This is a genomic window from Isoptericola luteus, from assembly GCF_020297055.1.
Taxonomy (GTDB): Bacteria; Actinomycetota; Actinomycetes; order Actinomycetales; family Cellulomonadaceae; genus Isoptericola; species Isoptericola luteus.
In genome coordinates, this window is the sequence record NZ_JAIXCQ010000011.1 from 45,266 (window position 1) to 70,125 (window position 24,860).

Consider the following 24,860-nt stretch of genomic DNA (forward strand, 5'->3'; position numbering starts at 1 on the left):
TCGATGCCGGTCCGCTGCCATCGGTCGGATCCCGTGTTGGCCTTCCATCCCGGGCATCTACGGGCTGCTCGATGCCGGTCCGCTGCCATCGGTCGGATCCCGTGCTGGCCTTCCACGGCAGGCTGCGGTGGGAGCTTTGGTGCGGGAGCCCAGACGTAGATGCTCGGAGAGCCGCCCTGTGCCCCGCGCTCGCATCGGAATCGGACAGAGGGAGTGGAACTCAACCCAGCGGCACACCCTGTGCGGCCATGGGAAAGGTTCGGGGTCGATGGGCTGGCCGTCGATGTGGACGGCGTACTGCAGGTGGTAGCAGCAGGCGAAGTTCCCGGCGTCGCCAACCAGGGCGATGACTAGCCGCAGGCGGCCCCCGAAGTCGGTGCCGTAGTGAAACATGCCGCCCAATAACTTGCGGGGCCCGAAACGTGAGGTGATCGGTGCATCCAGCGGCGCGGGCCGTCACCGAAGCGCTGGTGCCCCAACACCCCAACGCTCGGGCAGCCGTCGCTGCCTGCATGGCCAGAGTCCTCAGCGAGGTCGACGGCAGGCCCCTGACGTTCCACGGGCCATCAGCGATCCGCACTTCTCTTGGCAGCCACGACGCACCACTCGCAGTCTGCTGTACGTAATCGAACGATTCCGCTACAGCGGCGACGAGGGCTCGGCGCCCTCTTCAGGATGCTTGACGGTTCGCGGTTCTCGGCCCACGCCATTTGTAACGAAACTCAGTGCCGGATTCTATGGCTCGATACTTCCCGTGCTGAACGAGTATCGCTACAGTCAGCGCCATGGGGCATCTGCTGGGGTATGCGCGTGTGTCGACGACCGATCAGGACGCTGCGCTGCAGATCGATGCGCTGACTGCGGCGGGGTGTTATCGGGTCTTCGTCGATACGATCTCTGGCTCCCTGGATCACCGGCCCGAGCTGGCGAAGTTGATGGACCAGTTGCGCCCGGGGGACACGCTGGTGGTGTGGCGGCTGGACCGGTTGGGTCGCTCGATCAGGCATCTGATCGACCAGCTGCAGGTCCTGTCCGAGCAGGGCGTGGGGTTCCGCTCCTTGCAGGAGACGATCGACACGACCTCCTCGGGCGGGCGGCTGGTGTTCCACGTCTTCGCCGCGCTGGCCGAGTTCGAACGTGACCTGATCCGTGAGCGCACCCACGCAGGACTGGCCGCCGCCCGGGCCCGTGGCCGCAAAGGCGGGCGACCGCCCGCCCTGTCGCCGGACCAGGTCAAGGCGGCCCGTCGGATGTATGAGCAGAATGAGATGACGGTGGCGCAGATCGGTGCGGTCTTGGGCGTCAGCCGGGCCACCATCTACCGCGTGCTCAACCGCCAAAGTGTCCCAGTGGTCGAACCACGACAGTCGAGAAGCGCCGTGTAGGTCATGGACGCGGCCGGGCGCTGGCAGATCCTCAGGCTTCACGTCGAGGACCAGATCCCGCTCGCCGCCCTGGCCCGGGACACCGGGATCGGGTTGCGCACGCTGGAGCGGTGGCACGCCCGCTACCGCACCGAGGGATACGCAAGCCTCGATAGGCGGCAGCGCGCTGATGTCGGCAGCCGCCGCCTGCCCGCTGAGCTCGTGTCGTTGGTCGAAGGGCTGGCGTTGAGGAAGCCTCGGCCGGCGATCATCACCATCCACCGCAAGGTCAGCGCCATCTGCGAGGAGCAGGGATGGCCCGTGCCCTCCTATGGCGTCGTGCGCGCGATCATCGCCGACCTCGATCCGGGCATGGTCACCCTGGCCCTGGAAGGGCCGGCGTCCTACCGGGACAAGTACGAGATCGCGCTGCGCCGGCAGGCCGAGCGGCCGAACGCGATGTGGCAGGCCGATCACACCCTGCTCGATGTCCTCGTGGTGGGCACCGACGGCAAGCCCGCCCGGCCGTGGCTGACGACGATCATCGATGACTGCTCGCGCGCTATCTGCGGGTACACCGTGTTCCTCGGTGCGCCCTCGGCGATGAACACCGCGCTGGCGCTGCGTCAGGCGATCTGGCACAAGACCGACCTCTCCTGGCCGATGTGCGGCCTGCCCGAGGTGCTCTACGTCGATCACGGCAGCGACTTCATCAGCAACCAACTCACCGGCACGGCCGTGGACTTGCATATCCGACTCATCCACTCTGCCGTCGCGCGTCCTCAGGGGCGCGGCAAGGTGGAGAGGTTCTTCGGGACCGTGAACACCGAGCTGCTGGCTGGTCTGCCTGGGTACATCGCCGAGGGACACCACTGGCCGACGCCGAAGCTGTCCCTGGCTGAGCTCGACGCTGCGATGGAGGAGTTCGTAATCACCTACAACGACCAAACTCACAGCGAGCTCGGCACCTCCCCGCGCGCTGCCTGGATCGCCGATGGCTGGCTACCGCGCATGCCGGAGAGCCTGGAGGACCTCGACGGGCTCCTGCTCACCGTCGCCCAGACCAGGGTCGTGCGCCGCGATGGCATCCACTTCCAGGGCCTGCGCTACATCTCCCCGACCCTGGCCGGTTACGTCGGCCGGTCGGTCGTGATCCGCTACGACCCCAGGGACATCACCGAGATCCGCGTGTTCGACCACGAGGACTTCATCTGTAAGGCCATCAACCAGGATCACCACGACCAGAAGGTCAGCCTCAAGGAGGTCCAGGCCGCCCGCAACGCCCGGCGCCGGGCGCTGCGTCAGGGCATCAACGAGCGGATCGCCGTCGTGGCCACGCAGACCGACCCTGCACCAGCGACCGAGGCGCCGCCGCCGGCGCCTCGGCGGAAGTTGCAGGTCTATAGAGAGGACCTGAGGTGAGTCAGCGCTTCATCGTGACCAAAGAACACCGCCGCTTCACCGAGTTCGCCGACGCCGTGCGGCGCGGGCACACCATCGGCCTGTGCTTCGGACCAGCCGGCGTGGGAAAGACGCTCTCCGCGCGCCGCTACGCCCGCTGGGACAAGGCCCACGACCTGCTGACCTACTGGGGACCGCGCTCCGACAGTGACGCGAAGATCTACGCCGCGCTGGCCAAGAGCCGTACCGTGCTCTACACCCCCAGCGTGCTGACCACGCCACGGGCCCTGAAGGAGGAGCTCGACCAGGTCATCTCCCGCACCAATATCTGCATCGAGCAGCACCTCGCGCCGGCCGGACAGGTCACGCCAGAGACGCGCGGGTGGCGCCACAGCAGGAACTACGTCGAGCTGATCATCGTCGATGAGTCCGAACGCCTACGCCCCACCGCACTGGAACTGCTGCGCGATCGCTACGACCGCGACAACATCGCCCTCATCCTGATCGGCATGCCCGGCCTGGAGAAGCAGTTCAGCCACTACCCCCAGTTCTACAGCCGCGTCGGCTTCGCCCACCAGTACCGGCCCCTGGGCAAGGACGAACTGCTCTTCGTCCTTCAACGGCACTGGCGCGCCCTCACCAAGACCCTCGACCCAGAGGACTTCACCGACGCCCAAGCCATCGCCGCCATCGCCCGCATCACCCGAGGGAACTTCCGACTCCTGGAACGACTCTTCCCCCAGATCGAGCGCGTCCTGAAGATCAACGAACTCGACACCATCACCAACGACGTCATCGAAGCCGCCGCCAGCACCCTTGTCATCGGCGTCAGTTGACAGGCCGCCACATAGCACCTACAGAACCCCGCCATTTATCGGCGCAAGCCACAACTCCCAGAACCCGATTCTGGCGTGCCTCAGAATCGGTCAGTTCTGAAGCGACGACCTGACTTGTGGGAACGGGCCAAGACGTAGCAGTCGATGCCCTCAGGGTGACTCTGCTATGCCCGGGCCGAACCAAGGCGCCAGAGACGTGCCTCCTGTAGCCCTGGTCACGAATGCGCGGGATGGCGATCGAACCTGGACGGATCCTGGCGGCGAACAGGTCATGCCAGGTCCGGAAGCTCCATCCGGCCTAGCGTCGCCCTGTCGGCGACTGCGGTGATCGCCGTCATACGCCGGTGCTCCACGGTGCAGGTCATCAGGCCCACGGGACGACCGGTGGGAGCGAAGGCGAGGACCCCGGGTCGCCCGTCCACCACGACCTGGCGAGCGGTGAACCCCAGCTCGCTCCCCCGCACGACGGCGCGGACGAGTTCTGCACGGCCTCGTCTCACCGTCACGCCCCGCGGGCTGCGCACCTCCCAGACCAGGTCCGGGTGGAGGACCTCGAGCAGGGCCTCGAAGTCGCCGTCGCGGGCGGCGGCCAGGAACGCGTCGACCACAAGTCGTTGCCGGCGGTGACTACCAGTGGGGCGTGCGGCGTCACGGACCTTGCGGCGAGCACGGCTCGCTGCCATCTTTGCGGCGTCGACCGACTTGTCGATGATCACGCCGATCTCGGCGAACGGGACACCGAACACGTCGTGCAGCACGAAGGCGAGCCGTTCATCTGGCCGGAGCGAGCCCAGCACAGTGAGCAGAGCCAGGCCGAGTGCCTCGCTGTCGATCGCGTGGCTCTCCGGGTCCCCGTCGGTGGAGACGACGTCGGCCGTGACGACCGGGTCGCGGAACTGCGCTTCGAAGGACGTCTCGCCCTTTGCCGCCCGGGAGCGCAGGACGTCAATGCTCAGCCGCCCCACCACGGTGGTCAGCCATGCGGCGAGGTTCTCGATCGTTGCGGGGTCCTGACGGGCGAGACGCACCCACGCCTCCTGCACGACGTCCTCCGCGGAGCTCGCGCTCCCGAGCACCCGGGTCGCGATCGCCAGCAGACGCCCGCGCTCTGCCTCGAAGTTCTCTGCCAGGTCGGTCTGGGAGCTCATCGTTACCTCTCCTCGGTCTGTCCCGTCATCACGATGACGGGCCCGAGCGGGCCGACGTAACGACGAAGGAGAAGTTCGTGAACCTCGCCCTGTGGATCCTCGCCGGCGCACTCGCCATCGCCTACACCGCGGGCGGCACCAGCCTGCTGCTGATGCCCAAGGAGCGGTACCGCGCACTCGGGGCCAGCCAGCACTGGGTCGACGACTTCGAGGACCGGCACCTCAAGGTCATCGGCGTCGTCAAGATCATCGGGAGCCTCGGCCTCATCCTCCCGGCAGCGCTCGGCGTCGCACCGCTCCTGACTCCTCTCGCGGCCAGCGGGCTCGCACTCTTCATGGCCGGCGCCGCAACCACGCGCTTCCGTCGCAGCGAATGGAAACTGATGCTCATTGACGTGTTCTACCTCAGCCTCTTCCTCGTGCTGGCCTGGGGGCGGTTCGACCTCCAGCCGCTCTAGGTCTAACCGGCCACGACTTCGATGCCAGTTCGTGTTGTCGAAGTGAGGGTCTCCGGTTCGCGCAAGTGCCCGAACAGGAAGGAGCCCCCCTGAAGTTCCGAAAACTCCAGAACCCGATTCTGGCGCGCCTCAGAATCGGTCAGTCTTGGAGCGTTGACAGTGATTGTTGGGGCTCGACAGAACCGCCACTACTCCAGCGCGGCAGTCGTCACGTCGTGTGGATGAAACGAGGTCGACCCGGCCCTGCGCACCCACTATCGACCGCCCACCGGCCGCAGCGCACTCGTCACCGCGGTCTCACGCCGCAAGGGCGTGACGTACCGTGTCGCCATGTCGAGCGCCAGCGCCCCCACGCATCTCGCGATCTTCGCCTCGGGTGAGGGGAGCACGGCCGCGCGGATCATCGACGCGGCGGGCCGAGGGCTGGACGCCGCGGTCCGTCTGGTCGTCAGCAACAACAGCGGCTCAGGTGCGCTCGAGCACGCGCGCTCCCGAGGCGTGCCGACGCGCCACCTTAGCGGCCGGACCCACTCCGACCCCGAGGCGCTCGCCGCTGCAATCGCGGGGGCGCTCCACGAGGCCGGCGTCGAGCTCGTGGTGCTCGCTGGCTACATGAAGAAGCTCGGCCGCCGCGTCCTGGCTGGTTGGGACGGGCGCATCGTCAACACCCACCCGGCCTTGCTGCCCGCCTACGGCGGCGTCGGGATGTATGGGGACCGCGTCCACTCGGCCGTCCTTGCCGACGGGGCCACCATTACCGGCGCCTCGGTCCACGTCGTCACCGCCGAGTACGACGAGGGTCCAGTTCTCGCGCAGTGCCCCGTGCCGGTCGAGCCCGACGACGACGTCGCGAGCCTCCGCGCGCGCGTCCAGGCGGCCGAGAAGGAGCTCCTCATCTCGTGGCTCACCGCGTCCTGCGGCGTCCGCGAGACCGCCCTGCCCACCTGAGCCGCAGGCCGTCCCGCAGATCCGTCCTGCTCACCGCGTCCTCCGCCCTGCTCACCGCGCCCCCGTGGGCCGGATGCGAGTGAGCCGGCAACGATGCTCACCCAGCGAACCAGGTGACCGTGCGACATCGAACCGTCATCCGGTCCGGGCTGGTGCGGCTTCCGCTGCCTCCGTGTGGTCAGTCGGCCACGGCTCGTCAGGTTCCGAAACTCCCAGAACCCGATTGTGACGCGTCTCAGAATCGGTCGGTTGAGCGGTGTCTGAGAACTTGGCAGGCACACGGTGGCACTACGCGTCGTTGTGCTTCCGGTTCATGGAGTGGGCGCGGGCCAGGCGAGCAAGAAGTGTTGTTGGGACTGCTGCACGGATAGGTGACAGTGGTTCTCAGGCGGCGAGTGCGACCTGAGTGGTGATGATGGCTTCGTACTCGATGGGGGTCAAGCGTCCCGCCGCTCGAACCTGATTTTCTCGTCGTCGATGTCCACGACTTGATCGTCGACGGTGCGCGCGGTCGAGGGCTGCGGCGGTCCGGGCCGGATCACGCGCTAGCTTTCGGCCTTCGTGCGCGATATGTGGCCGGCCTGGAAATGCTGGACCAAGGTGACCGCAGCGAAGGTTGCCGCTTCCGCGTCTGCTCCACTCACTCCGAGAGGACCTCCGGGTCATCGGTCCCGTGACGGTCGAACTCGCTGCGCCACACCATCCCCGTCAGGTGGTGGATCGTGACGCGTGAGTCGTTGCGAATCAGCTTCCCGAGAGTCGCGTCGTCGTCATCGGGGGCGAACGTGCTCTTGCCCGCGGCTTCCACGCCGACGCCTACCAGACGGAGTACAACACCCTCCGCCCGCACGAGGCCATCGCGTGGAACCGGCCCCTGGACGCTGCGGCGCACCACCCGGACGGCGGCGGGCGTCAGATCGACGTGGCGATGCTGTCCACCGACGAGTACGAGGAGATCGCCGCGAAGAATCCGCCGAACATCGCGAGCACGATGAACAGCACGTACAGCACCCAGAACGACGTGAAGATGATCGACAGCCACAGCCCCCACCTGCCGAGGGTGTTGGGGTAGCCCACCTTCTTCGACTCCGACAGGGCCATCGCGGAGACGACGATCCCGGCGGGGGAGATGATGAACGCGAGGATGAAGCCGACGATGCCCATCGTCTTGCCGGGCGGGTCCGGGGCGTAGCCCGGGTAGCCGTAACCGGGCGCCGGGTACGGACCCTGGGGGTAGCCGGCCTGGGGGTAGCCGGCCTGGGGATAGCCGTGCTGGTCGTAGCCAGGCTGGGCGTAGCCCTGCGGAGGCTGCTGCGGGTTCTGCTGCGGGGACGGCTCGCCGGCCGGATACGGATCGCTCACGGGGACAGTGTCGTGGATCGACGGCGTCCGGCGCCAGCACGTGTCAGCCGTCGACCGCCCGGGCGTAGCGCACGGACAGGACCCGCAGGTGCTCGACGAGCTCCGGCGGCTCGGCCGCGTGGAAGTCGAGGCCGAGCATGCCGATCCACACGGCGACCACCTCGACGCTGTCGCCGCCGGTGACGAGCACGCTGCGGCCGTCCGGCAGCGGCTCGACGGTGCCCACGGCGGGGTTGATCCGCGCCAGCACCTCCTCGGCCGGGGCCTCGACGGTGATGCGGGCGTGCACCGCCCAGCCGGTACGCGCCACCTCCTGCACGACGAACGTCGTGAGGTCGCCGGGGAACGGGGCGGGGACGAAGCGCCGCCCGCCCGGGGTGCGTAGCCGCAGCCAGTCGACGCGGTACGGCGTCCACGCGCCCGTGGCGACGTCGCGTCCCACCAGGAACCACCGGCGCTGCCACGAGACCAGGTGGTACGGCTCGATCTCGGCGGGCTCGTCCGCGTAGAGGCAGCGCAGGCTCTGGTGGTCGCGGACGGCGTCGGCCACCGCCGCCAGCGTGGCGGAGTCGACGCGCGGGTCCTCGACGTTGGAGCCGGTGTTCTCGGGGCCGGCCGTGCTGGCGTCGCGGATGGCGGCGAGCCGGCGGCGGAGGCGGTCGGGCATCACCTGCTCCAGCTTGGTCAGCGCCGACTGCCCGGACTCCTCGAATCCCGCGGTGCCCGTGACGGTGCGCAGGCCCACGGCCACGGCGACGGCCTCGGTGTCGTCGAGCAGCAGCGGGGGCAGGCGGGCGCCCGCCCCGAGCCGGTACCGCCCGCCCGGGCCCCGGACGGCATGGACGGGATAGCCCAGCTCACGCAGCCGTGCCACGTCGTTGCGGACGGTGCGGTCGGTGACGTCGAGGCGTTCGGCAAGCTCGGCTCCCGACCAGTCCGGCCGTGACTGGAGGAGGCCGAGCAGCGTCAGCATGCGCGCCGAGGTGGAGCCCATCGCGACCTCCGGAAGTTCGTCGAGAAGTGGTCGAACCCTCCCAGAATAAAGGAAGGAACCTTTCCTGAACCGTCACTACGGTGGTCTCAGGAGCTGGGGCGAGGGCCCGGCTCACGACACCGGGAGAACGCCATGACCACCACCACCGCCGGTCAGGCCGGCATCGAGCTCCGCCCGTTCACCGCGGCGGCCCCGCAGGCCGACCTGGACGACCTGCGGCAGCGGCTCGAGCGGACCCGCTTCGCCCCGGCAGCCCCCGGCGACTCGTGGGACTACGGCACGCCGGAGTCCTACCTGCGCGACATGGTCGAGCGGTGGAAGGGCTTCGACTGGCGCGCCGTCGAGGCCCGGCTCAACGCCTTCCCGCAGTTCACCACCGAGATCGACGGGCAGACGGTCCACCTCCTGCACGTGCGTTCCGCGCACGCGGACGCGACGCCGTTGCTGCTGGCGCACACCTACCCCGGCTCCGTGCTCGACTTCCTCGACATGATCGACCCGCTGGTCGACCCGGTCGCGCACGGTGGCCGCGCCGAGGACGCCTTCGACGTCGTCGTCCCGTCGATGCCGGGCTTCGGCTTCTCGACCCCGCTGGTCGGGGAGTGGACGATGGCGCGGGTCGCGCAGACCTACGACACCCTGATGCGGGGGCTCGGCTACGAGTCCTACGGCATCCACGGCAGCGACGGCGGGGCGATGGTCGCGCGCGAGCTCGCCGTGCTCGACCCCGAGGGCTTCCTCGGCGCGCACGTGCTGCACCTGTTCTCCTTCCCGTCCGGCGCGCCGGGGGAGATGGACGGGTTCGGCGAGAAGGAGTACGCGGCGCTCGCCCACGCGCAGTGGTTCCAGTCGGTGGGCGCGTACAACGTGATGAACGCGTCGCGGCCGCAGACCGTCGCGGCCGGGCTGGCGGACTCGCCCGTGGCGACCCTGGCCTACTCCGAGCTCTTCGAGAGCTTCGGCAACGGCACGTCGCTGGTGCGCCCGGAGCAGGTGCTGGCGCAGGCCACGCTCTACTGGCTGACCAACACCTACGCCACGGCCGCGCGCTACCACTACGCGGAGCAGCGCTCCGGTGCCGAGCCCGTCGTCAGCCAGGGGCGGATCGGCGTCGCGGTCTTCAAGGACGACTTCCAGACCATCCGCAGCCTCGCCGAGCGGGACAACGCGCGCATCGAGCACTGGTCCGAGCTTCCCCGCGGCGGGCACTTCGCCGCGATGGAGGTGCCGGACGACGTCGTCGCCGACCTGCGGGTGTTCTTCGGCTGACGAGCCGGCGCATCATCCGAGCGGCACGGGCACCCGGCGGTCGGTGCCCGTGCCGCGCTCCGGATCACGGCCCCGCACCAGGACCTCCCACCGATCGACCTCCAGGAGGTACAGGCGGAGGTCGGACCCGCCGGCCAGCTCCTCAGGCGTGAACGACACCCCGTCGCGGGTGTCGGCGTACGCCGCGGCGCAGCGGGTCCCGAGCTCGTCGTCGGGCACGCGCCGTGCCCGGCCCGTGAGGTACACGGCCTCCGCGGACCCGACCCGGACGGTGGAGTCGAAGACGACGCCCTCGACGCGCGGCTCGCGCTCGACGTTCCGGGAGTGGTGCGCGGCGGGGGACGACACCCAGTAGACGTGGTGACCGTCCCGAGTGAAGAACACCGGCGAGACGCGGGGGGCGCCGTCCGGGTCGATCGTCGCGAGCGCGACGTAGCGGACGGTGGCCAGGACGCGTGCGGCGTCCGAGGTGAGGTCGGTCATGGTCGGCGGACCCGGCGTCGGCCGCGAACTCATCGGACGGTGGACCCGTCGGCGGGACCTCGTGATGGAATCGACGGGTGTTCACGCGATCCCGCACCCGCTTCGACCTCGTCCCCCGTCGCGTGCGCGTGCACGCCGTCACCGAGCTGACCGGCTCGATGCGTCGCACGACGTTCCGTGACGTCGACGGAGCCGACCCCGGCGCGCCGACGTCGCTGGCCGCGCTCCGGGCCCCTGGCCCGGAGGACCACGTCAAGGTCTTCCTCCCGGACCCGGCCACCGGCGAGCTGCACGCCCCGACGACCGCCCCTGACGGCGGGCTGCAGCGGCCCACCGGCGTCGTCTCCATCTCGCGGGACTACACGGTGCGTGCCACGCGCACGGTGGACGGCGTGGCCGAGCTCGACGTCGACTGGGTGCTGCATGGCGACGAGGGCCCGGCCTCCGCGTGGGCGGCGCGCGCCGCCGTGGGCGACGAGGTGGTGCTCGCCGGGCCGCGCGGCAGCGTGGGGGTGCCCGACGGCGTCGCCCGGCTCACGCTCGTCGGCGACGAGACGGGTCTGCCGGCCCTCGCGCGGTGGGTCCGGTCGACGGGGCCGCAGGTGCCGGTGACGGCCGTCGTCGAGATCGGCGACGACGTCGACGAGGAGTTCGTCGAGGCCGAGCTGGGGCGCGCGGAGGTCGAGATCCTCTACCGCACCGACGGCCCGGGGCAGCTCGAGACCGCGGTGCGCTCGCTCGGCGGACTGGAGGACGGCGAGTTCCTCGTGGCGCTCGGCGAGGCGGGCGAGCTGGTGCCGGTGCGTCGCTACCTGCGCCGGGAGCTCGGCCTGCCCGCCGAGCGGCTGTCCCTCGCCGGGTACTGGCGCCGGGGCACGGTCAACCTGGACCACCACCTGCCGCTGGACCCGAGCGACCCGGACTGACGGGAGGTGCCCCGCCCGCCGGGGCCGCGGTGAATGGCAGCGGGCCCGGTCAGCCGGCGGCGCGGTCGGTCTCGCCGCGCAGGGTGTCGATCTGCTCCTGCAGCCCGCCGAGCAGCCGCGCCACGTCGTCGGCCCCGGCGTCCGCGGCCTCCTGCGTCACGTGCCTGACCTCGGCCGACGCGGCCTCGAGCGCCACCTGGGCGTCCTGGAGCGCGACGACGGCGCCGTCCTTCGAGTCCTGGGCGCGCTGGAGCGCGTCCCGGGCCTCCTCCGTGGCGGCGGTGGCGGACGCCACGGCGTTCGTGACGTCGCCGGCCAGCGCGGCGGGGAGGTCGGACGCCTGCTGCTCCAGGCGCTGGAGGTCGTCCTCGATGGCCTGCGCCTGGTTCTGGGCATCGGCGATGAAGCGTTCGACGTCGGCGGGGGCGGAACACGCGCCGAGCATCATCGCGAGGGCGAGCAGGCTCGCGGCGGCAAGACGGGTGGTCGTCTTGCCCTTCGTCGATGTCGGCGCTGACGTCATGGACCGATTCTGCCCTGAGACGCCGCCGGTGCAGGGGTTCGAATCCACAGAAGGTGTGGAGATCTTGGACACGCTCGGCCGGGTCGGGACAGTGCTGGAAGGATTCGGGCAGCGAAGGGCCGCGACCGAGGGAGTGGCGATGACCGACGGGATCCGGGCCGACGGTGGCCGCGTCGCCGGCCTGGCCGCCCTCCTGCGGCACGGCGCGAGCACCTGGACCCAACGGGCGGACGCCACCGCGCTGACCGGTCTGGGACCGGGGGTCGCCGACGCCGCCACGCAGGCCGCGGCCACCTGGCGCGCCGAGCTCACCGTCGGCGGCGACGCCGTCCGCGACCTCGCCCGCTCCCTGGACGACGGGCTCGCCACCCTGCGGCAGACGGACGACGACGCCGTCCGCCGGGCCGGGCAGGTGCGGCACACCTCCTTCGCCGCCCCGACGCCGTCCGGCGTCGGCGTGCGGACGCAGGGCGCCCAGGCCGCCGCCCGCCGCTGGGGCGGCGACGTCCTCACCGCGCCCGAGGGAGCGCCCGACGACGTCCGCGCGGGCGCAGGCGAGTACGAGACCACGGCGGACCTCCTGGACGAGCGGGCGGACACGCTGACCGCGACGGCCCACGAGGTCACCGACGCCGACGCCGAGGCCGGGACGGCGGCGGCGCAGGGCGCGCTGGCACTCGCCGACCTGGCCCGCCTCGAGGCAGGCGGCTGCCGGATCATCGCCGCCGGGCTGCGCGCCTACGCGACCGCGCTCGACGGCGCGCAGAAGGACCACGCCGCGACGTCCGGGGCTGCTGCCGGCGCGGAGGACGCCCTGCGTCTCGCCCTCGGCGACGCCGCCGGGCACGCCCGGCTCGCGGGTTTCGCCCCGACCGGCACGGTCACCGCGCTCGACGCGGCGGCGGCGCTCGCGGCCGGTGTCGGCGACCCGGACAAGGCCGTCGTGTCCGCGGCCGAGTGGGCGGCGTACCTCGCGGTCCGCGACGACCTCTCCGACGCGGAGCTGGCCCGGTTCGACGCCGTGCTGGCGGACGCCCGGACCCCCGAGGAGCGGCAGGCGGTGATCGCCGCCCTCGCCACGGGGGCCGGACTGCCGCTCGCGCTCGCGCTCGCCCGGCGGCTCCGGCAGATGACGCCTGCCGAGGTGCGCGCCGTCGCGTCGCTCGGCCTCGCCGACGTGGGTGCGGGCGTCTCCGGGGTGGCGCTCGGGACGCCCGACGGCACCGACCTGATCCAGTTCACCGGCACCACCTGTGGTTCCGCGTCCCTGCTCCTGCTGGCCGCGCAGCGCGACCCGTACCTGGCGCTGTTCCTCGCGACCGGCGAGACCGTGGACGGCCACGTGCCCGACTACCTCGCCGACATCCCGCGGATCGACCGCCTCGCGGGCGCCGGGCTCACCACGGGCGAACGGCTGCGACACGTGCAGGAACAGGTGCGCGTCCAGACCAACAGGTTCACGTTCTGGCCGGGTCGCTGGCTCGGGTCCGCGCCCTGGGGCTACGGCGACGAGGTGAGCAGGATCCTCGGCGGGCAGGACGTCGACATGTCGTACAGCCTGCTGAGGCCGAAGGGCGGCGCGCGCGACCTGGTCGCGCGCGCCGTCGCCTCCGTGGACGCCGGGACGCCCGTGCCGTTCCTCGTGGGTCCGAGCGGTACCGACGTGCCGCGCCACTACGTGCTGCTCGTTGGGCACTCGGACGGTGAGCTGCAGTTCTACGAGCCCGGCAGCGGCGAGGTGCGCAGCGTGTCCGTCCAGGACGCCGTCGCGGGGACCGGCCCCGTCGGGGCGTTCGGCAACTGGCACGCCATCTACGGGGCGGCGGTCCCGGAGGGCTGAGCTGCCCGGGCCGTCGCGACCAGGAGGGTCGACGTCGCGCGGTGCGCGCGAGGGCGGCGGGACCTCAGGGCCAGCGGGGTTGGCGGAGCGCCCTCGCCAGCACCGGTCAGCCGCGAGCGCCCAGGCGCCGGCTGACCTCGGCGGCGGCCCGCCCGGCGGCCGCGGCCAGCTCCGCGCGGCGGGCGTCGTCGACGTCGTCGGACCAGAACGTCAGGGCGACGCCCGCGACCGGGTAGCCCGTGTGGTCGAGGGCGGCGTGCGCGACGGACGCCAGGCCGGGCGTCACCTCGCCGTCCTCGGTGGCGTGGCCGCGGCGCCGGACGTCACGGAGCACCTCGCGCAGGTCACGCAGCGTGCGCGGTCCGACGCCGGTCCGGTCGGCCAGGGCGACGGCGCTGGGGAACAGCGCCCGCACCTGCGCGGCGGGCAGCAGGGCGAGGACGGCGCGGCCGCTGGCGGTGAGGTGGCCCGGCAGCCGCACGTCGACGTCGGTGACGAGCGACGGCCGGTGCGGGGCGCGCTGCTCCACCAGGTAGAGCACCTCGCGCCCGTGCAGGACGGCGAGGTGCGCGCTCTCGCCCGTCGTCTCGACCAGGCGCGCGACGACCGGGCGCGCGAGGCGGGCGAGCGGCGCCTGGCGGGTGTACGCCGACCCGAGGGAGAGCGAGGCCACGCCCAGGCCGTAGCGGTGCTCCTCCGGCAGGTGCGTCACGAACCCCTCGTCGACCAGCACCGACAGCAGGTGGTAGACGGTGGAGCGCGGCAGCCCCAGGTGCTGGGCCACGGCCGCCGCCGGGGACGGCCCGGGCTGCGCCGCCAGGTAGGTGAGCACCCGCAGCGTGCTGCGCGCCGCCGGCACGTCCGCCATCGTCCCTCCCTTCGCGCGAGGTCGGGCCCCGCGTGCCGCCGGGGCCGCCGGGCCGCGGACACGAGGCACGGCCGCCGCGCGTGTCTGGGATACCAGACTGAACTTCCCGCCGGCCGGTGTCCAGCCGCCCAGCGGCGGTGTGTGCTGGCCGCATGACCGTCACCACCCCCTCGGCGGCCCCCGGCGCCGTCGCCGACGTGGAGCTCACCGGCGAGCCCCTCACCGTCGACGACGTCGTCGCCGTCGCCCGCCACGGTGCCCCCGTCCGCATCGCCGACCGTGCGCTCGAGGCGATGGCCGCCAGCCGCGCCGTCGTCGACGACCTCGCAAACGACGACCGTCCGCACTACGGCGTCTCCACCGGCTTCGGCGCGCTGGCCCGGACGCACATCCCTCCCGAGAAGCGGGCGCAGCTCCAGGTCGGCCTCGTGCGCTCGCACGCCGCGGGCTCCGGCCCGGAGGTGGAGCGCGAGGTGGTGCGCGCCCTGCAGCTGCTGCGGCTGGCCACGCTCGCCACCGGGCGCACCGGCGCGCGGCCGGTCGTCGCCGAGACGTACGCGGCGATGCTGAACGCGCGGCTCACTCCCGTCGTGCACGAGTACGGCTCGCTCGGCTGCTCGGGCGACCTCGCGCCGCTGGCGCACGTCGCGCTCGCCGCGCTCGGCGAGGGGCCGGTCCGCGACGACGACGGCGTCCTCCGCGACGCCGACGAGGCGCTCGCGGCCGCGGGGATCGCCCCGCTGGAGCTGCGCGAGAAGGAGGGCCTGGCCCTCATCAACGGCACCGACGGCATGCTCGGCATGCTGTGCCTGGCCCTGGCGGACCTGCGCTCCCTGCTCACGACGGCGGACGTCGCCGCGGCCTCCAGCGTGGAGGCGCTCCTCGGCTCGGACGCGCCGTTCGCCGCGGACCTGGTCGGCATGCGTCCCCACCCCGGCCAGGCGGCGTCGGCCGCGAACCTCCGGGCGCTCCTCGCGGGGTCGCCCGTCGTGGCGAGCCACCGCCGGCTCGACGCCGACGGCCGCCCCGAGTGCACCCGCGTCCAGGACGCGTACTCGCTGCGCTGCGCCCCGCAGGTGCACGGCGCGGCGCGGGACACGCTGGACCACGCGGCGTCCGTCGCCGGCCGCGAGCTCGCCGCCGCCATCGACAACCCCGTGGTCACGGTGGACGGCCGCGTCGAGTCGAACGGCAACTTCCACGGCGCCCCCGTCGCCTACGTGCTGGACTTCCTCGCCGTCGCCGTGGCCGACGTCGCCGCGATGAGCGAGCGTCGCACCGACCGGTTCCTCGACGTGGCGCGCAACGAGGGGCTGCCGCCGTTCCTCGCCGACGACCCGGGCGTCGACTCCGGGCTGATGATCGCGCAGTACACCGCCGCGGGGATCGTGAGCGAGCTCAAGCGGCTCGCCGCGCCCGCGAGCGTCGACTCCATCCCGTCGTCGGCCATGCAGGAGGACCACGTGTCCATGGGCTGGGCCGCTGCCCGCAAGCTGCGCCGCGGCGTCGACGGGCTGGGCCGGGTGCTCGCCATCGAGCTCATGACCGCCGCACGCGCCCTCGACCTCCGCCTCGCTGACCTGTCGGGGCGAGAGTTGTCAGGACGTGGTGCACGCATCGATGCACGTGAGCCTGACAACTCCACGGGGCGAGAGTTGTCAGGACGTGGTGCACGTCGTGATGCACGTGAGCCTGACAGCTCCGCGGGCTCGCCAGGGTGGCGGGCCGCCGAGGGCACCGGGGCCGTCCACGCGCTGCTGCGCACCGCCGTCGAGGGGCCCGGACCGGACCGCTTCCTCGCACCCGAGATCGAGGCCGCGACCCGGCTGGTGGCGGACGGCGCGGTCGTCGCGGCCGCGGCCGCCGCCGTCGGACCGCTGAGCTGAACCGAAGGAGACACCGATGTCCCACCCCACGACGTACGACCGGGGCACCCCGGTCCCCGTGCGCGCACCGCGCGGCACCACCCTCACCGCGCGCAGCTGGCAGACCGAGGCGCCGCTGCGCATGCTCATGAACAACCTCGACCCCGAGGTGGCGGAGCGACCCGACGACCTGGTCGTCTACGGCGGCACCGGCCGCGCCGCGCGCGACTGGCCGAGCTACCACGCCATCGTGCGCACCCTGACGACGCTCGCCGACGACGAGACCCTGCTGGTCCAGTCCGGCAAGCCCGTCGGCGTGCTGCGCACCCACGAGTGGGCGCCCCGGGTGCTGATCGCCAACAGCAACCTCGTCGGCGACTGGGCGACCTGGCCCGAGTTCCGCCGCCTCGAGGCCCAGGGCCTGACGATGTACGGGCAGATGACGGCCGGCTCGTGGATCTACATCGGCGCGCAGGGCATCCTGCAGGGCACCTACGAGACGCTCGCCGCCGTCGCGGCCAAGCGGTTCGGCGGCACCCTGGCCGGGACGCTGACGCTCACCGGCGGCTGCGGCGGCATGGGCGGCGCGCAGCCCCTGGCGGTGACGCTCAACGGCGGCGTGTGCCTGGTGGTCGACGTCGACCGGTCCCGCCTGGAGCGGCGGGTGCGCGAGCGCTACCTCGACGAGGTCGCGGACTCGCTCGACGACGCCGTGCGCCGGGTCTCGGCGGCGCGTGCCGCGAGGCGGGCGTTGTCGGTCGGGGTCGTGGGCAACAGCGCGCACGTCGTGCCGGAGCTGCTGGAGCGCGGGGTCGAGGTGGACGTCGTCACGGACCAGACGTCCGCGCACGACCCGCTGTCGTACCTGCCCCTCGGCGTCGACCTCGACGCCTGGGCCGACTACGCCGCCGCCAAGCCGGAGGAGTTCACCGACCGGGCGCGCGAGTCGATGGCTCGGCACGTGGAGGGCATGGTCGGCTTCCTCGACGCCGGCGCCGAGGTGTTCGACTACGGCAACTCCCTGCGTGACGAGGCCCGCAGCGGCGGTTACGACCGGGCCTTCGAATTCCCCGGCTTCGTGCCCGCGTACATCCGGCCGCTGTTCGCCCAGGGCAAGGGGCCGTTCCGCTGGGCCGCCCTGTCGGGGGACCCCCGCGACATCGCCGCCACCGACCGGGCCGTGCTCGACCTCTTCCCTGACGACGACCACCTGCACCGGTGGATCCGCGCGGCCCAGGAGCGGGTCGCGTTCCAGGGGCTGCCCGCGCGCATCTGCTGGCTCGGCCACGGCGAGCGCGACCGGGCGGGCCTCGCGTTCAACGACCTGGTCGCGTCGGGCGAGGTCAGCGCGCCGGTCGTCATCGGCCGCGACCACCTCGACGCGGGCTCCGTCGCGTCCCCGTACCGGGAGACGGAGGGCATGGCCGACGGCTCCGACGCCATCGCGGACTGGCCGCTGCTCAACGCTCTCACCGCCGCGTCGTCGGGCGCGACCTGGGTGTCGCTGCACCACGGCGGGGGCGTCGGGATGGGTCGCTCGATCCACGCCGGGCAGGTCTCCGTGGCGGACGGGACGCCGCTGGCCGCCGTGAAGCTGGCGCGCGTGCTGTCGAACGACCCGGGGCTCGGCGTGCTGCGGCACGTCGACGCCGGCTACGACGACGCCACGGCCGCCGCCGAGCGCGGCGGCCTGCGCGTGCCCATGCTGGAGGCGGGGGACGCCGGGGTCACCGGGGTCACAGGGGTCACCGAGCCGCAGCGGGAGGACTGAACGTGCCGGAGGTCGAACATCCCGGGGATGCGACGCTGATCCTCGGGATCGGCGAGCTGACGACGAACGCGCCCGGGACCGACGGCGCCGTCGGCCCCGACGACCCGACCGGCGTCGTCCGCGACGCCGCGCTGCTGCTCGACGGCGGCCGCGTGGCCTGGGCGGGCCCGGAGAGCGCCTGCGCGGCCGGGGTGGAGCGCGTGCTCGGGCGCGCGCCGGACCGCGTCGTCGAGGTGGACGGCCGCGCCGTCGTCCCCGGCTTCGTGGACAGCCACACGCACCTCGTGTTCGCGGGCGACCGGTCCGCCGAGTTCGAGGCGCGCATGGCCGGGCGCCTCTACACGGCGGGCGGCATCCGCACCACGGTCGCGGCGACGCGCGCGGCGTCGGACGACGCGCTGCGAGCCAACCTGCGCCGGCACGTCGCCGAGGCGCTGGCGCAGGGCACCACGACGCTCGAGGTCAAGAGCGGCTACGGGCTGAACGTCGCCGACGAGGAGCGGTCCGTGCGGCTGGCCCGCGAGGTCACCGAGGAGGTGACGTTCCTTGGCGCGCACGTCGTGCCGACCCGGTCCGCGGGGGACGCACCCGCCGACCGCGACGCGTACGTCGACCTCGTCACCGGTGACATGCTCGCCGCCTGCGCCCCGCACGCGAGGTGGGTCGACGTCTTCTGCGAGATCGGCGCGTTCACCCCCGAGCAGGCGCGGCGGGTGCTGACGGCAGGCGCCGCCGCGGGCCTCGGCGTGCGGGTCCACGCGAACCAGCTCGGCCCGGGCCAGGGCGTGCGTCTCGCCGTCGAGCTCGGTGCGGCGTCCGTGGACCACTGCACCTACCTGTCGGACGACGACGTCGCGGCGCTCGCGGGCTCGTGGCGGGACGGCGAGGGGACCGTCGCGACGCTGCTGCCCGGGGTCGAGTTCTCCACCCGGCACCCGTACCCCGACGCACGGCGGCTGCTCGACGCGGGGGCGGTGGTCGCCATCGCCAGCGACTGCAACCCCGGGTCGAGCTACACGTCGTCGATGCCGCTCATGGTGGCGCTCGCCGTGCGGGAGATGGGGATGACCGTGGCGGAGGCCGTCTGGGCCGCCACCGCGGGCGGCGCGCGTGCCCTGCGTCGTGACGACGTCGGGCACCTGGGCCGTGGCGCCCGCGCCGACGTCGTGGTCCTGGACGCGCCGTCGCGCACGCACCTGGCGTACCGCCCCGGCGTGCCGCTGGTGCACGCGGTCTGGAGGGACGGCCACCAGGTGGTGGGCCGGTCCGGTCGAACCGCGCCGGGATAGAGAGTCGTCAGGCCTCTCTATCTCGGCAGGGTGGGCTCTCTATCTCGGCGGGGTGGCCTCGCTGTCTCGGCGGAGGGCGACGCCGGCGAGGACCTCGAGGACGCACAGCGCCGCGAGGCGCACCGTGCGGCCGTCGGGAGCGTCGGCGGTGGCGTCCACCTCGGCGACGTCGACGGACCGCACGCGCTCGTCCTGCGCGGCGGCGCGCACCAGCGCGCGCAGCTCCCACGCCGCGAGCCCGCCCGGCACGCTGGCCGGGCACCCGGGCGCCACGGACCGGTCGCAGACGTCGACGTCCACGTCCAGGTGCACGGGCCCGCCCGCAGCGCCGGCGACGTCGAGGGCCTCGCGGACGAGGTCGTCGAGCCCGCCGATGCCGTCCCGACCACCCGCGCGCCGCACGTCGTCGAGCGTCACGACCGTGATCCCCAGGTCCCGCGCCCGCCGCACGTACGCCGCCGAGTTCGCGAAGTCCGCGATCCCGACCTGCACGACGCGGGACGGGTCCAGCCCCGCCTCGACGAGCCGGCGCACGGGCGAGCCGTTGGAGACGCCGTCGCGCAGGTCGTGGTGGGCGTCGAAGGTGACCAGCCCGGCCGTCGCCAGCGTCTCGCCCCACGCCCCGAGCGCGACGGGCACGGTGAGCGCGTTGTCGCCCCCGAGCGCCACCAACGCCCGTGCCCCGGCGAGCGCGGCGGCGACGGCGTCGCGCGCCCGCGCCTCGCCGTCGGGCCCGTCGGGCTCGTGGACGTCGCCGTGGTCGACGACGGCCAGGGCGCCCAGGTCGACGGGGTCGCCGCCCGGGCCGCGCACCAGGGCGGGGCCGTACCGCCGCAGCGCGTCCCGCACGGCGGCAGGCGTGGCGTGCGCGCCGGTCGCGGACAGAGACGTGCGCCACGTCCCGACGCCGAGCAGCGCGAGGTCGGCCGTCGGCCCGGGGGTGGCGGCGTCCGGCGACGGACCAGGCCAGCCGCCCGCACGCGGCCAGAGCGGGTCGTGGGGCAGGGGTGGGGTGCTCACCCGGCGACAGTACGTCGGCGTATGACGACGGTCACGTGGGGGAGCATCGGCGCCTCGACGCTGCTAGCCTCCTCGTGTCCGCGGGTCACCGGCCCGCGCCGTATCGCCCACGACTCCGTTGGAGATCCCGTGACCGTCAGCGTCCCCGTGAGGAACCTCCTCACCGCGCGCCTCGATGTCGACTTCCGTCGCGTCGCCAGCGCGCTGTGTCGCTGACCCTTCGCTGACCGCCGTCGACGCCGACGGCGTAGCACCCCGGCGCCTGCCGATCCCTGGTCCTCGGTGACCGCCGTCGTCCCCTGACGACCGCGCCGCCCCGACCGCCCCGGCCTGTGAGCGCCCGCCGCACGCGTCCGTGCGCCCGTCGTCCCCGGACGACGTCCCCTGCCCGACGGCGCCCCTACCCTTGCGCGCCGCCATCCCCGGTGCCACCCGGCACCAGAGGCGAAAGGTTCCCTCGTGTCCCGCACCTCCACGGCGAAGATCCCCGGCACGTCTGCGCGTGCCCGCGGACTGCGTCTTCCCTCGTTCTCCGTCCAGATCCTGCTGGGCCTGGTGCTCGGCGTGCTGCTCGGCTGGGCGGCCCTGGCCCTGGGCCCGCAGGCCGACGGCGAGACGCCCAACGGCCTGACCACGACGCTCGACACCATCGGCTCGTCGTTCGTCACCCTGCTCAAGGCGATCGTGCCGCCGCTGATCTTCACGGCGATCGTCGCGTCGATCGCCAACCTGCGCACCGTCACGAACGCCGCCCGCCTGGCCGGCCAGACCCTGCTGTGGTTCGCGATCACCGCCGCGATCTCCGTGGCCATCGGCATCGGCCTGGGCCTCGTGTTCCAGCCCGGCAACACCACGACGCTCACGACGGCGGACGCCGCCGAGCCGTCGCGCACCGGCACGTGGCTGGACTTCCTCAACGGCCTGATCCCGAGCAACGTGCTGGGCCTGGGCGCCTCGACGTCGGTCGAGGCGGGCGCCGACGGCGCGCTCAGCGCCGAGACGGGCGTGAGCTTCAACGTGCTGCAGATCCTCGTGGTCGCGCTCGTCATCGGCATCGCGGCGCTCAAGTCGGGCGCCAAGGCGGACCCGTTCCTGGCGTTCAACCGGTCCGCACTCGCCATCGTGCAGAAGGTGCTGTGGTGGATCATCCGCCTGGCACCGCTGGGCACGATGGGCCTCATCGGCTACGCCGTCGCGACGTACGGCTGGGAGTCGCTGCGCTCGCTCGCGTCGTTCGCGGCGGCGGTCTACGTGGGCCTCGCCCTGGTGCTGTTCGTCGTCTACCCGGTGCTGCTGCGAGTCAACGGCCTGAGCGTCCTGTCCTGGTTCCGCGGCGCGTGGCCGGCGATCCAGCTCGCGTTCGTGTCCCGCTCCTCGATCGGCACCCTGCCCGTGACGGAGCGCGTCACCGAGCGCAACCTCGGCGTCCCGAGCGAGTACGCGTCGTTCGCCGTGCCGCTGGGTGCCACCACCAAGATGGACGGCTGCGCCTCGATCTACCCCGCGATCTCGGCGATCTTCGTGGCGCAGATCTTCGGCGTCGACCTGTCGGTAACGGACTACCTGCTCATCGCGTTCGTCTCCGTGGTGGGCTCGGCGGCGACCGCCGGCCTCACCGGCGCGATGGTCATGCTCACGCTGACGCTGTCGACGCTGGGGCTGCCGCTCGCGGGCGTCGGGCTGCTGCTCGCCGTCGACCCGATCCTCGACATGGGCCGCACCGCGGTGAACGTCGCGGGCCAGACTCTGGTGCCGACGATCGTCGCCAAGCGCGAGGGCATCCTCGACCTCGAGCGGTTCCGCGCCGCGTCGGCGGAGCACCTGTTCGCCGACGACGAGCCGGAGTCCGCGGACGCCGCCGAGGCGCCCGCCGAGCGTGAGCTGGCGGAGGCCACCGCGCGCGGCTGACCCTGAGGTCGTTGTGAGCGGGGGCCCTCGGGTGGACGACCTCCTCCTCGAGGAGGAGGTCGTGCGGCCGCCGATCTCGGCCGTGCGCAGGTGACGGCGCCGTGCGGTGCGTCCCTACCGTCGACGACGACGGGCGGCACGACACCGACGCACGCCGCCGACACCAGGAGGACGCATGATCTCAGTGACGGCGCTCACCAAGCGCTACGGGCCCACCACGGCCGTGGACGGGCTGACGTTCACGGCACCGTCCGGGGCGGTGACGGGGTTTCTCGGGCCGAACGGCGCGGGCAAGTCCACGACGATGCGGATGATCGTGGGCCTCGAGCGGCCCACGTCCGGCACGGCGACGGTCGACGGCCGCCCGTACGCCGAGCTCGCCGCACCGCTGCGCACCGTCGGCGTCATGCTCGACGTCCGCTCCGCGCACCCCGGGCGCACCGCGTTCCGCCACCTGCTGGCGCAGGCGCGCACCCACGGCATCCCCCGGTCCCGCGTGGACGAGGTGATCGCCCTCACCGGGCTCGAGGCCGTGGCGCACCGCCGGGCGGGCACGTTCTCGCTCGGCATGGGCCAGCGGCTCGGCATCGCCGGCGCGCTGCTCGGCGACCCGGGGACGCTGATCCTCGACGAGCCGGTCAACGGGCTCGACCCCGACGGTGTCCTGTGGGTGCGCGACCTGGTGCGCCGCCTCGCCGCCGAGGGCCGCACCGTCCTGCTCTCCTCCCACCTGATGCACGAGCTCGCCCTGTGCGCCGACCGGGTCGTCGTCATCGGCCAGGGCCGGCTGCTCGCGGACGCGACCGTGCCCGAGCTCGTCGACGGCACCGAGGGCGGATCCCTCGAGGAGGCCTACCTGCAGCTCACCGCCGGCGCGGTGCAGTACCGGGGCGGTGACGTCCGATGACGGTGACCCTGCGGCGCGTCGTCGCCTCCGAGTGGACCAAGCTCTCCGGCCTCCGTGGCCCCGCCGCGATCGTCGTCGCCACCGTCGTGGTGTCCGGCCTCCTGACGTACGCCGCCGCGAACGCGTCGTCCGTGGACCCGGGGTTCGACCCGATCGACTCGCTCACGGCGGGCCTCGTGCTCGCCCAGGTGGGCCCCCTGATCCTGGGCGTCCTCGTCGGGACGGGGGAGTTCGGCTCCGGCACGTACCGCGCGACGTTCACCGCGGTCCCGCGCCGGCTCCCCGTCCTCGCGGCCCAGACCCTCGTCACGGCCGCGGTGGCGCTGGTCACCGCCCTCCTGGCCGTCGGCGCCGCCGTGGTCGCCCTCCTGCCGCCCGCCGCGTCGCGAGGGATCGCCCTCGACCTGACGTCGGACGGGACGCCGCAGGTCCTGGTGGGCATGGTGGCCTTCCTCGTGGGGCTTGCCCTGCTCGGCCTCGGGGTCGGGGCGCTGCTGCGCCGTCCGGTGCCGTCCGTCGTGGCCGTGGTCGCCGTGGCCCTCGTGCTGCCGATCGCGCTCGTGCTGGCGGCCGACGCCGGGACCGACCCGATGGCGGGCGCGGCGGGGAGCACCAGCCTCCAGGACACGGTCAACACCGTCGTCACCCTGCTGCCGAGCGGCGCGGGCGCGCTCCTGGCGACCCCGCCGGGGACAGGCGGTGTCGAGGGGGCCCCCGACCTCGGCCCGTGGGGCGGCGGGCTCGTCCTCCTCGCGTGGATCCTCGTGCCGCTGGCCGCGGCGGCGGCGCGCCTGCGCGGCCGGGACCTGACCGGGTCCCGGTGAGAGTCCCGGTGAGAGCCCTGGTGAGAGTCCTGGTGAGAGTCCCGGTGAGGCGGACGGTCGCCGGGCACGCCGGCGTCACCGTGACCCGCGTGGTCGCCTCGGAGTGGACCAAGCTGGCCGGCCTGCGCGCGCCGGTGTGGGTCGTCGTGGCCACCGTCGCCGCAGCGGCGGCGCTCGCGGCAGTGCTCGGGATGTTCCTGCGGCCGGGGGACGGCGGCAGCGGGGCCACGCTGGTCGTCTCGGGGCACCTGCTCGTCCAGCTCGGACCGCTGGTGCTGGGCGTGCTGGTGGGTGCGGGCGAGTACGGCGCCGGCACCGCGACGACGACGTTCACCGCCGTCCCCCGGCGGCTGCCGGTGCTCGCGGCGCAGGTGGCCGTGACGGCCGTCGTCGCGCTCGGCACCGCGGCCGCCGCCGTCGCCGCGGCGGCATGGGCGACGGCCGGCGTGCGGGCGGGCTCGGGGCTGGCGCTCGACCTCGGGGACGGCGAGACCGCCCGGGTCCTCGCCGGGTACGTGCTCTCGCTGACGGGCGTGGCCCTCCTGGGGCTCGGCCTCGGTGCCCTGCTGCGCCGTCCCGCGGCGGCGTTCGGTGCGGCCGCGCTGCTGCTCGTCGTCGTGGACCACCTGCTCGCGACGAACCCGGGTCGGGTGACCGACACGGTCCGCGCCCTCCTGCCGGGCGCCGGGTCGCGCCTGCTGCTCGACGACGCAGGGCTGGCGTCCCTGGACGCGGCGAGCCTCGGCCCCGACCTCGGGCCGTGGGGCGGGGGCGTCGTCCTCGGACTGTGGGTGGCCGGCCTGCTCGCCGCCGCCGCGCTCCGGCTGCGCCGTGGCGACGTCGTCTGAGCGCGGGG

The 24,860-nt window shown here is 73.2% G+C and carries 23 protein-coding genes; 15 read left to right on the forward strand and 8 right to left on the reverse strand.

Annotated features, from left to right (window positions below; translation table 11 throughout):
* The first annotated feature begins 785 nt into the window (after nt 1-785).
* From LEP48_RS14670 to LEP48_RS14680, 3 genes are read left to right on the forward strand one after another with little or no spacing between them, the layout of a single operon-like run.
* On the forward strand, nt 786-1,385 hold the full coding sequence (locus LEP48_RS14670) for a recombinase family protein (protein ID WP_225563479.1): 600 nt from the start codon (nt 786-788) through the stop codon (nt 1,383-1,385).
* A gap of 3 nt (nt 1,386-1,388) precedes the next feature.
* The gene (locus tag LEP48_RS14675) at nt 1,389-2,786 is read left to right on the forward strand and encodes a Mu transposase C-terminal domain-containing protein (RefSeq protein ID WP_225563480.1); all 1,398 of its coding nucleotides are present in this window, start codon (nt 1,389-1,391) and stop codon (nt 2,784-2,786) included.
* Nucleotides 2,783-3,601, forward strand: coding sequence for an AAA family ATPase (locus tag LEP48_RS14680; protein ID WP_225563481.1), 819 nt, complete (start codon nt 2,783-2,785; stop codon nt 3,599-3,601). The genes LEP48_RS14675 and LEP48_RS14680 overlap by 4 nt, the downstream gene beginning before the upstream one ends.
* Nucleotides 3,602-3,870: 269 nt before the next feature.
* Here the strand turns inward: LEP48_RS14680 and LEP48_RS14685 are convergent, their stop codons facing one another.
* Complete coding sequence (locus LEP48_RS14685; protein ID WP_225563482.1) at nt 3,871-4,749, reverse strand: sigma-70 family RNA polymerase sigma factor; 879 nt, start codon at nt 4,747-4,749, stop codon at nt 3,871-3,873.
* A gap of 77 nt (nt 4,750-4,826) precedes the next feature.
* Here LEP48_RS14685 and LEP48_RS14690 point away from each other — a divergent pair, with 77 nt between their 5' ends.
* On the forward strand, nt 4,827-5,207 hold the full coding sequence (locus LEP48_RS14690; protein ID WP_225563483.1) for a DoxX family protein: 381 nt from the start codon (nt 4,827-4,829) through the stop codon (nt 5,205-5,207).
* Nucleotides 5,208-5,537: 330 nt separating this feature from the next.
* Entirely contained in the window at nt 5,538-6,155 is a 618-nt protein-coding gene (purN, locus tag LEP48_RS14695; protein ID WP_225563484.1) for a phosphoribosylglycinamide formyltransferase, read from the forward strand.
* Nucleotides 6,156-6,795: 640 nt separating this feature from the next.
* Here the strand turns inward: purN and LEP48_RS14700 are convergent.
* The 3 genes from LEP48_RS14700 to LEP48_RS14710 form a co-directional block, all read right to left on the reverse strand.
* The gene (locus LEP48_RS14700; RefSeq protein ID WP_225563485.1) at nt 6,796-7,005 is read right to left on the reverse strand and encodes a hypothetical protein; all 210 of its coding nucleotides are present in this window, start codon (nt 7,003-7,005) and stop codon (nt 6,796-6,798) included.
* A 62-nt stretch (nt 7,006-7,067) separates the two neighbouring features.
* Complete coding sequence (locus tag LEP48_RS14705) at nt 7,068-7,517, reverse strand: hypothetical protein (RefSeq protein ID WP_225563486.1); 450 nt, start codon at nt 7,515-7,517, stop codon at nt 7,068-7,070.
* 43 nt (nt 7,518-7,560) lie between these two features.
* Nucleotides 7,561-8,511 (reverse strand): helix-turn-helix transcriptional regulator, encoded by a 951-nt coding sequence (locus LEP48_RS14710; RefSeq protein ID WP_225563487.1) that lies wholly within the window; start codon nt 8,509-8,511, stop codon nt 7,561-7,563.
* A 132-nt stretch (nt 8,512-8,643) separates the two neighbouring features.
* Here LEP48_RS14710 and LEP48_RS14715 point away from each other — a divergent pair, with 132 nt between their 5' ends.
* Complete coding sequence (locus LEP48_RS14715) at nt 8,644-9,780, forward strand: epoxide hydrolase family protein (RefSeq protein ID WP_225563488.1); 1,137 nt, start codon at nt 8,644-8,646, stop codon at nt 9,778-9,780.
* A 12-nt stretch (nt 9,781-9,792) separates the two neighbouring features.
* Here LEP48_RS14715 and LEP48_RS14720 read toward each other — a convergent pair whose 3' ends face one another.
* Nucleotides 9,793-10,263, reverse strand: coding sequence for a pyridoxamine 5'-phosphate oxidase family protein (locus LEP48_RS14720; protein WP_225563489.1), 471 nt, complete (start codon nt 10,261-10,263; stop codon nt 9,793-9,795).
* A 77-nt stretch (nt 10,264-10,340) separates the two neighbouring features.
* Between LEP48_RS14720 and LEP48_RS14725 the strand changes: the two genes are divergently transcribed.
* Nucleotides 10,341-11,189 (forward strand): siderophore-interacting protein, encoded by an 849-nt coding sequence (locus LEP48_RS14725; RefSeq protein WP_225563490.1) that lies wholly within the window; start codon nt 10,341-10,343, stop codon nt 11,187-11,189.
* Between the two features lie 49 nt (nt 11,190-11,238).
* On the opposite strand, the gene LEP48_RS14730 is transcribed toward LEP48_RS14725, so the two are convergent.
* Nucleotides 11,239-11,712, reverse strand: a complete 474-nt coding sequence (locus LEP48_RS14730) for a hypothetical protein (RefSeq protein ID WP_225563491.1) — start codon at nt 11,710-11,712, stop codon at nt 11,239-11,241.
* Nucleotides 11,713-11,851: 139 nt separating this feature from the next.
* Between LEP48_RS14730 and LEP48_RS14735 the strand changes: the two genes are divergently transcribed.
* Nucleotides 11,852-13,552, forward strand: a complete 1,701-nt coding sequence (locus LEP48_RS14735; RefSeq protein WP_225563492.1) for a hypothetical protein — start codon at nt 11,852-11,854, stop codon at nt 13,550-13,552.
* Between the two features lie 106 nt (nt 13,553-13,658).
* Here LEP48_RS14735 and LEP48_RS14740 read toward each other — a convergent pair whose 3' ends face one another.
* Nucleotides 13,659-14,420, reverse strand: coding sequence for an IclR family transcriptional regulator (locus LEP48_RS14740; protein WP_225563493.1), 762 nt, complete (start codon nt 14,418-14,420; stop codon nt 13,659-13,661).
* A 152-nt stretch (nt 14,421-14,572) separates the two neighbouring features.
* Here LEP48_RS14740 and hutH point away from each other — a divergent pair, with 152 nt between their 5' ends.
* From hutH to hutI, 3 genes are read left to right on the forward strand one after another with little or no spacing between them, the layout of a single operon-like run.
* Nucleotides 14,573-16,306 (forward strand): histidine ammonia-lyase, encoded by a 1,734-nt coding sequence (hutH, locus tag LEP48_RS14745; RefSeq protein WP_225563494.1) that lies wholly within the window; start codon nt 14,573-14,575, stop codon nt 16,304-16,306.
* Between the two features lie 16 nt (nt 16,307-16,322).
* Complete coding sequence (hutU, locus tag LEP48_RS14750) at nt 16,323-18,056, forward strand: urocanate hydratase (RefSeq protein WP_225563495.1); 1,734 nt, start codon at nt 16,323-16,325, stop codon at nt 18,054-18,056.
* Between the two features lie 2 nt (nt 18,057-18,058).
* On the forward strand, nt 18,059-19,345 hold the full coding sequence (gene hutI, locus LEP48_RS14755; protein ID WP_225563496.1) for an imidazolonepropionase: 1,287 nt from the start codon (nt 18,059-18,061) through the stop codon (nt 19,343-19,345).
* A gap of 39 nt (nt 19,346-19,384) precedes the next feature.
* On the opposite strand, the gene LEP48_RS14760 is transcribed toward hutI, so the two are convergent.
* The gene (locus LEP48_RS14760) at nt 19,385-20,365 is read right to left on the reverse strand and encodes an arginase family protein (RefSeq protein WP_225563497.1); all 981 of its coding nucleotides are present in this window, start codon (nt 20,363-20,365) and stop codon (nt 19,385-19,387) included.
* 459 nt (nt 20,366-20,824) lie between these two features.
* Between LEP48_RS14760 and LEP48_RS14765 the strand changes: the two genes are divergently transcribed.
* The 4 genes from LEP48_RS14765 to LEP48_RS14780 all read left to right on the forward strand — a co-directional run bounded on the left by LEP48_RS14765 (nt 20,825) and on the right by LEP48_RS14780 (nt 24,852).
* Nucleotides 20,825-22,273: a dicarboxylate/amino acid:cation symporter gene (locus tag LEP48_RS14765; RefSeq protein ID WP_422723783.1), complete on the forward strand. Its 1,449-nt coding sequence runs from the start codon at nt 20,825-20,827 to the stop codon at nt 22,271-22,273.
* 175 nt (nt 22,274-22,448) lie between these two features.
* Complete coding sequence (locus tag LEP48_RS14770) at nt 22,449-23,180, forward strand: ABC transporter ATP-binding protein (RefSeq protein ID WP_225563498.1); 732 nt, start codon at nt 22,449-22,451, stop codon at nt 23,178-23,180.
* Nucleotides 23,177-24,004, forward strand: a complete 828-nt coding sequence (locus LEP48_RS14775) for an ABC transporter permease subunit (protein WP_225563499.1) — start codon at nt 23,177-23,179, stop codon at nt 24,002-24,004. Before LEP48_RS14770 ends, LEP48_RS14775 begins: the two co-directional genes overlap by 4 nt.
* A gap of 44 nt (nt 24,005-24,048) precedes the next feature.
* On the forward strand, nt 24,049-24,852 hold the full coding sequence (locus LEP48_RS14780) for a hypothetical protein (protein ID WP_225563500.1): 804 nt from the start codon (nt 24,049-24,051) through the stop codon (nt 24,850-24,852).
* Nucleotides 24,853-24,860: the final 8 nt, after the last annotated feature.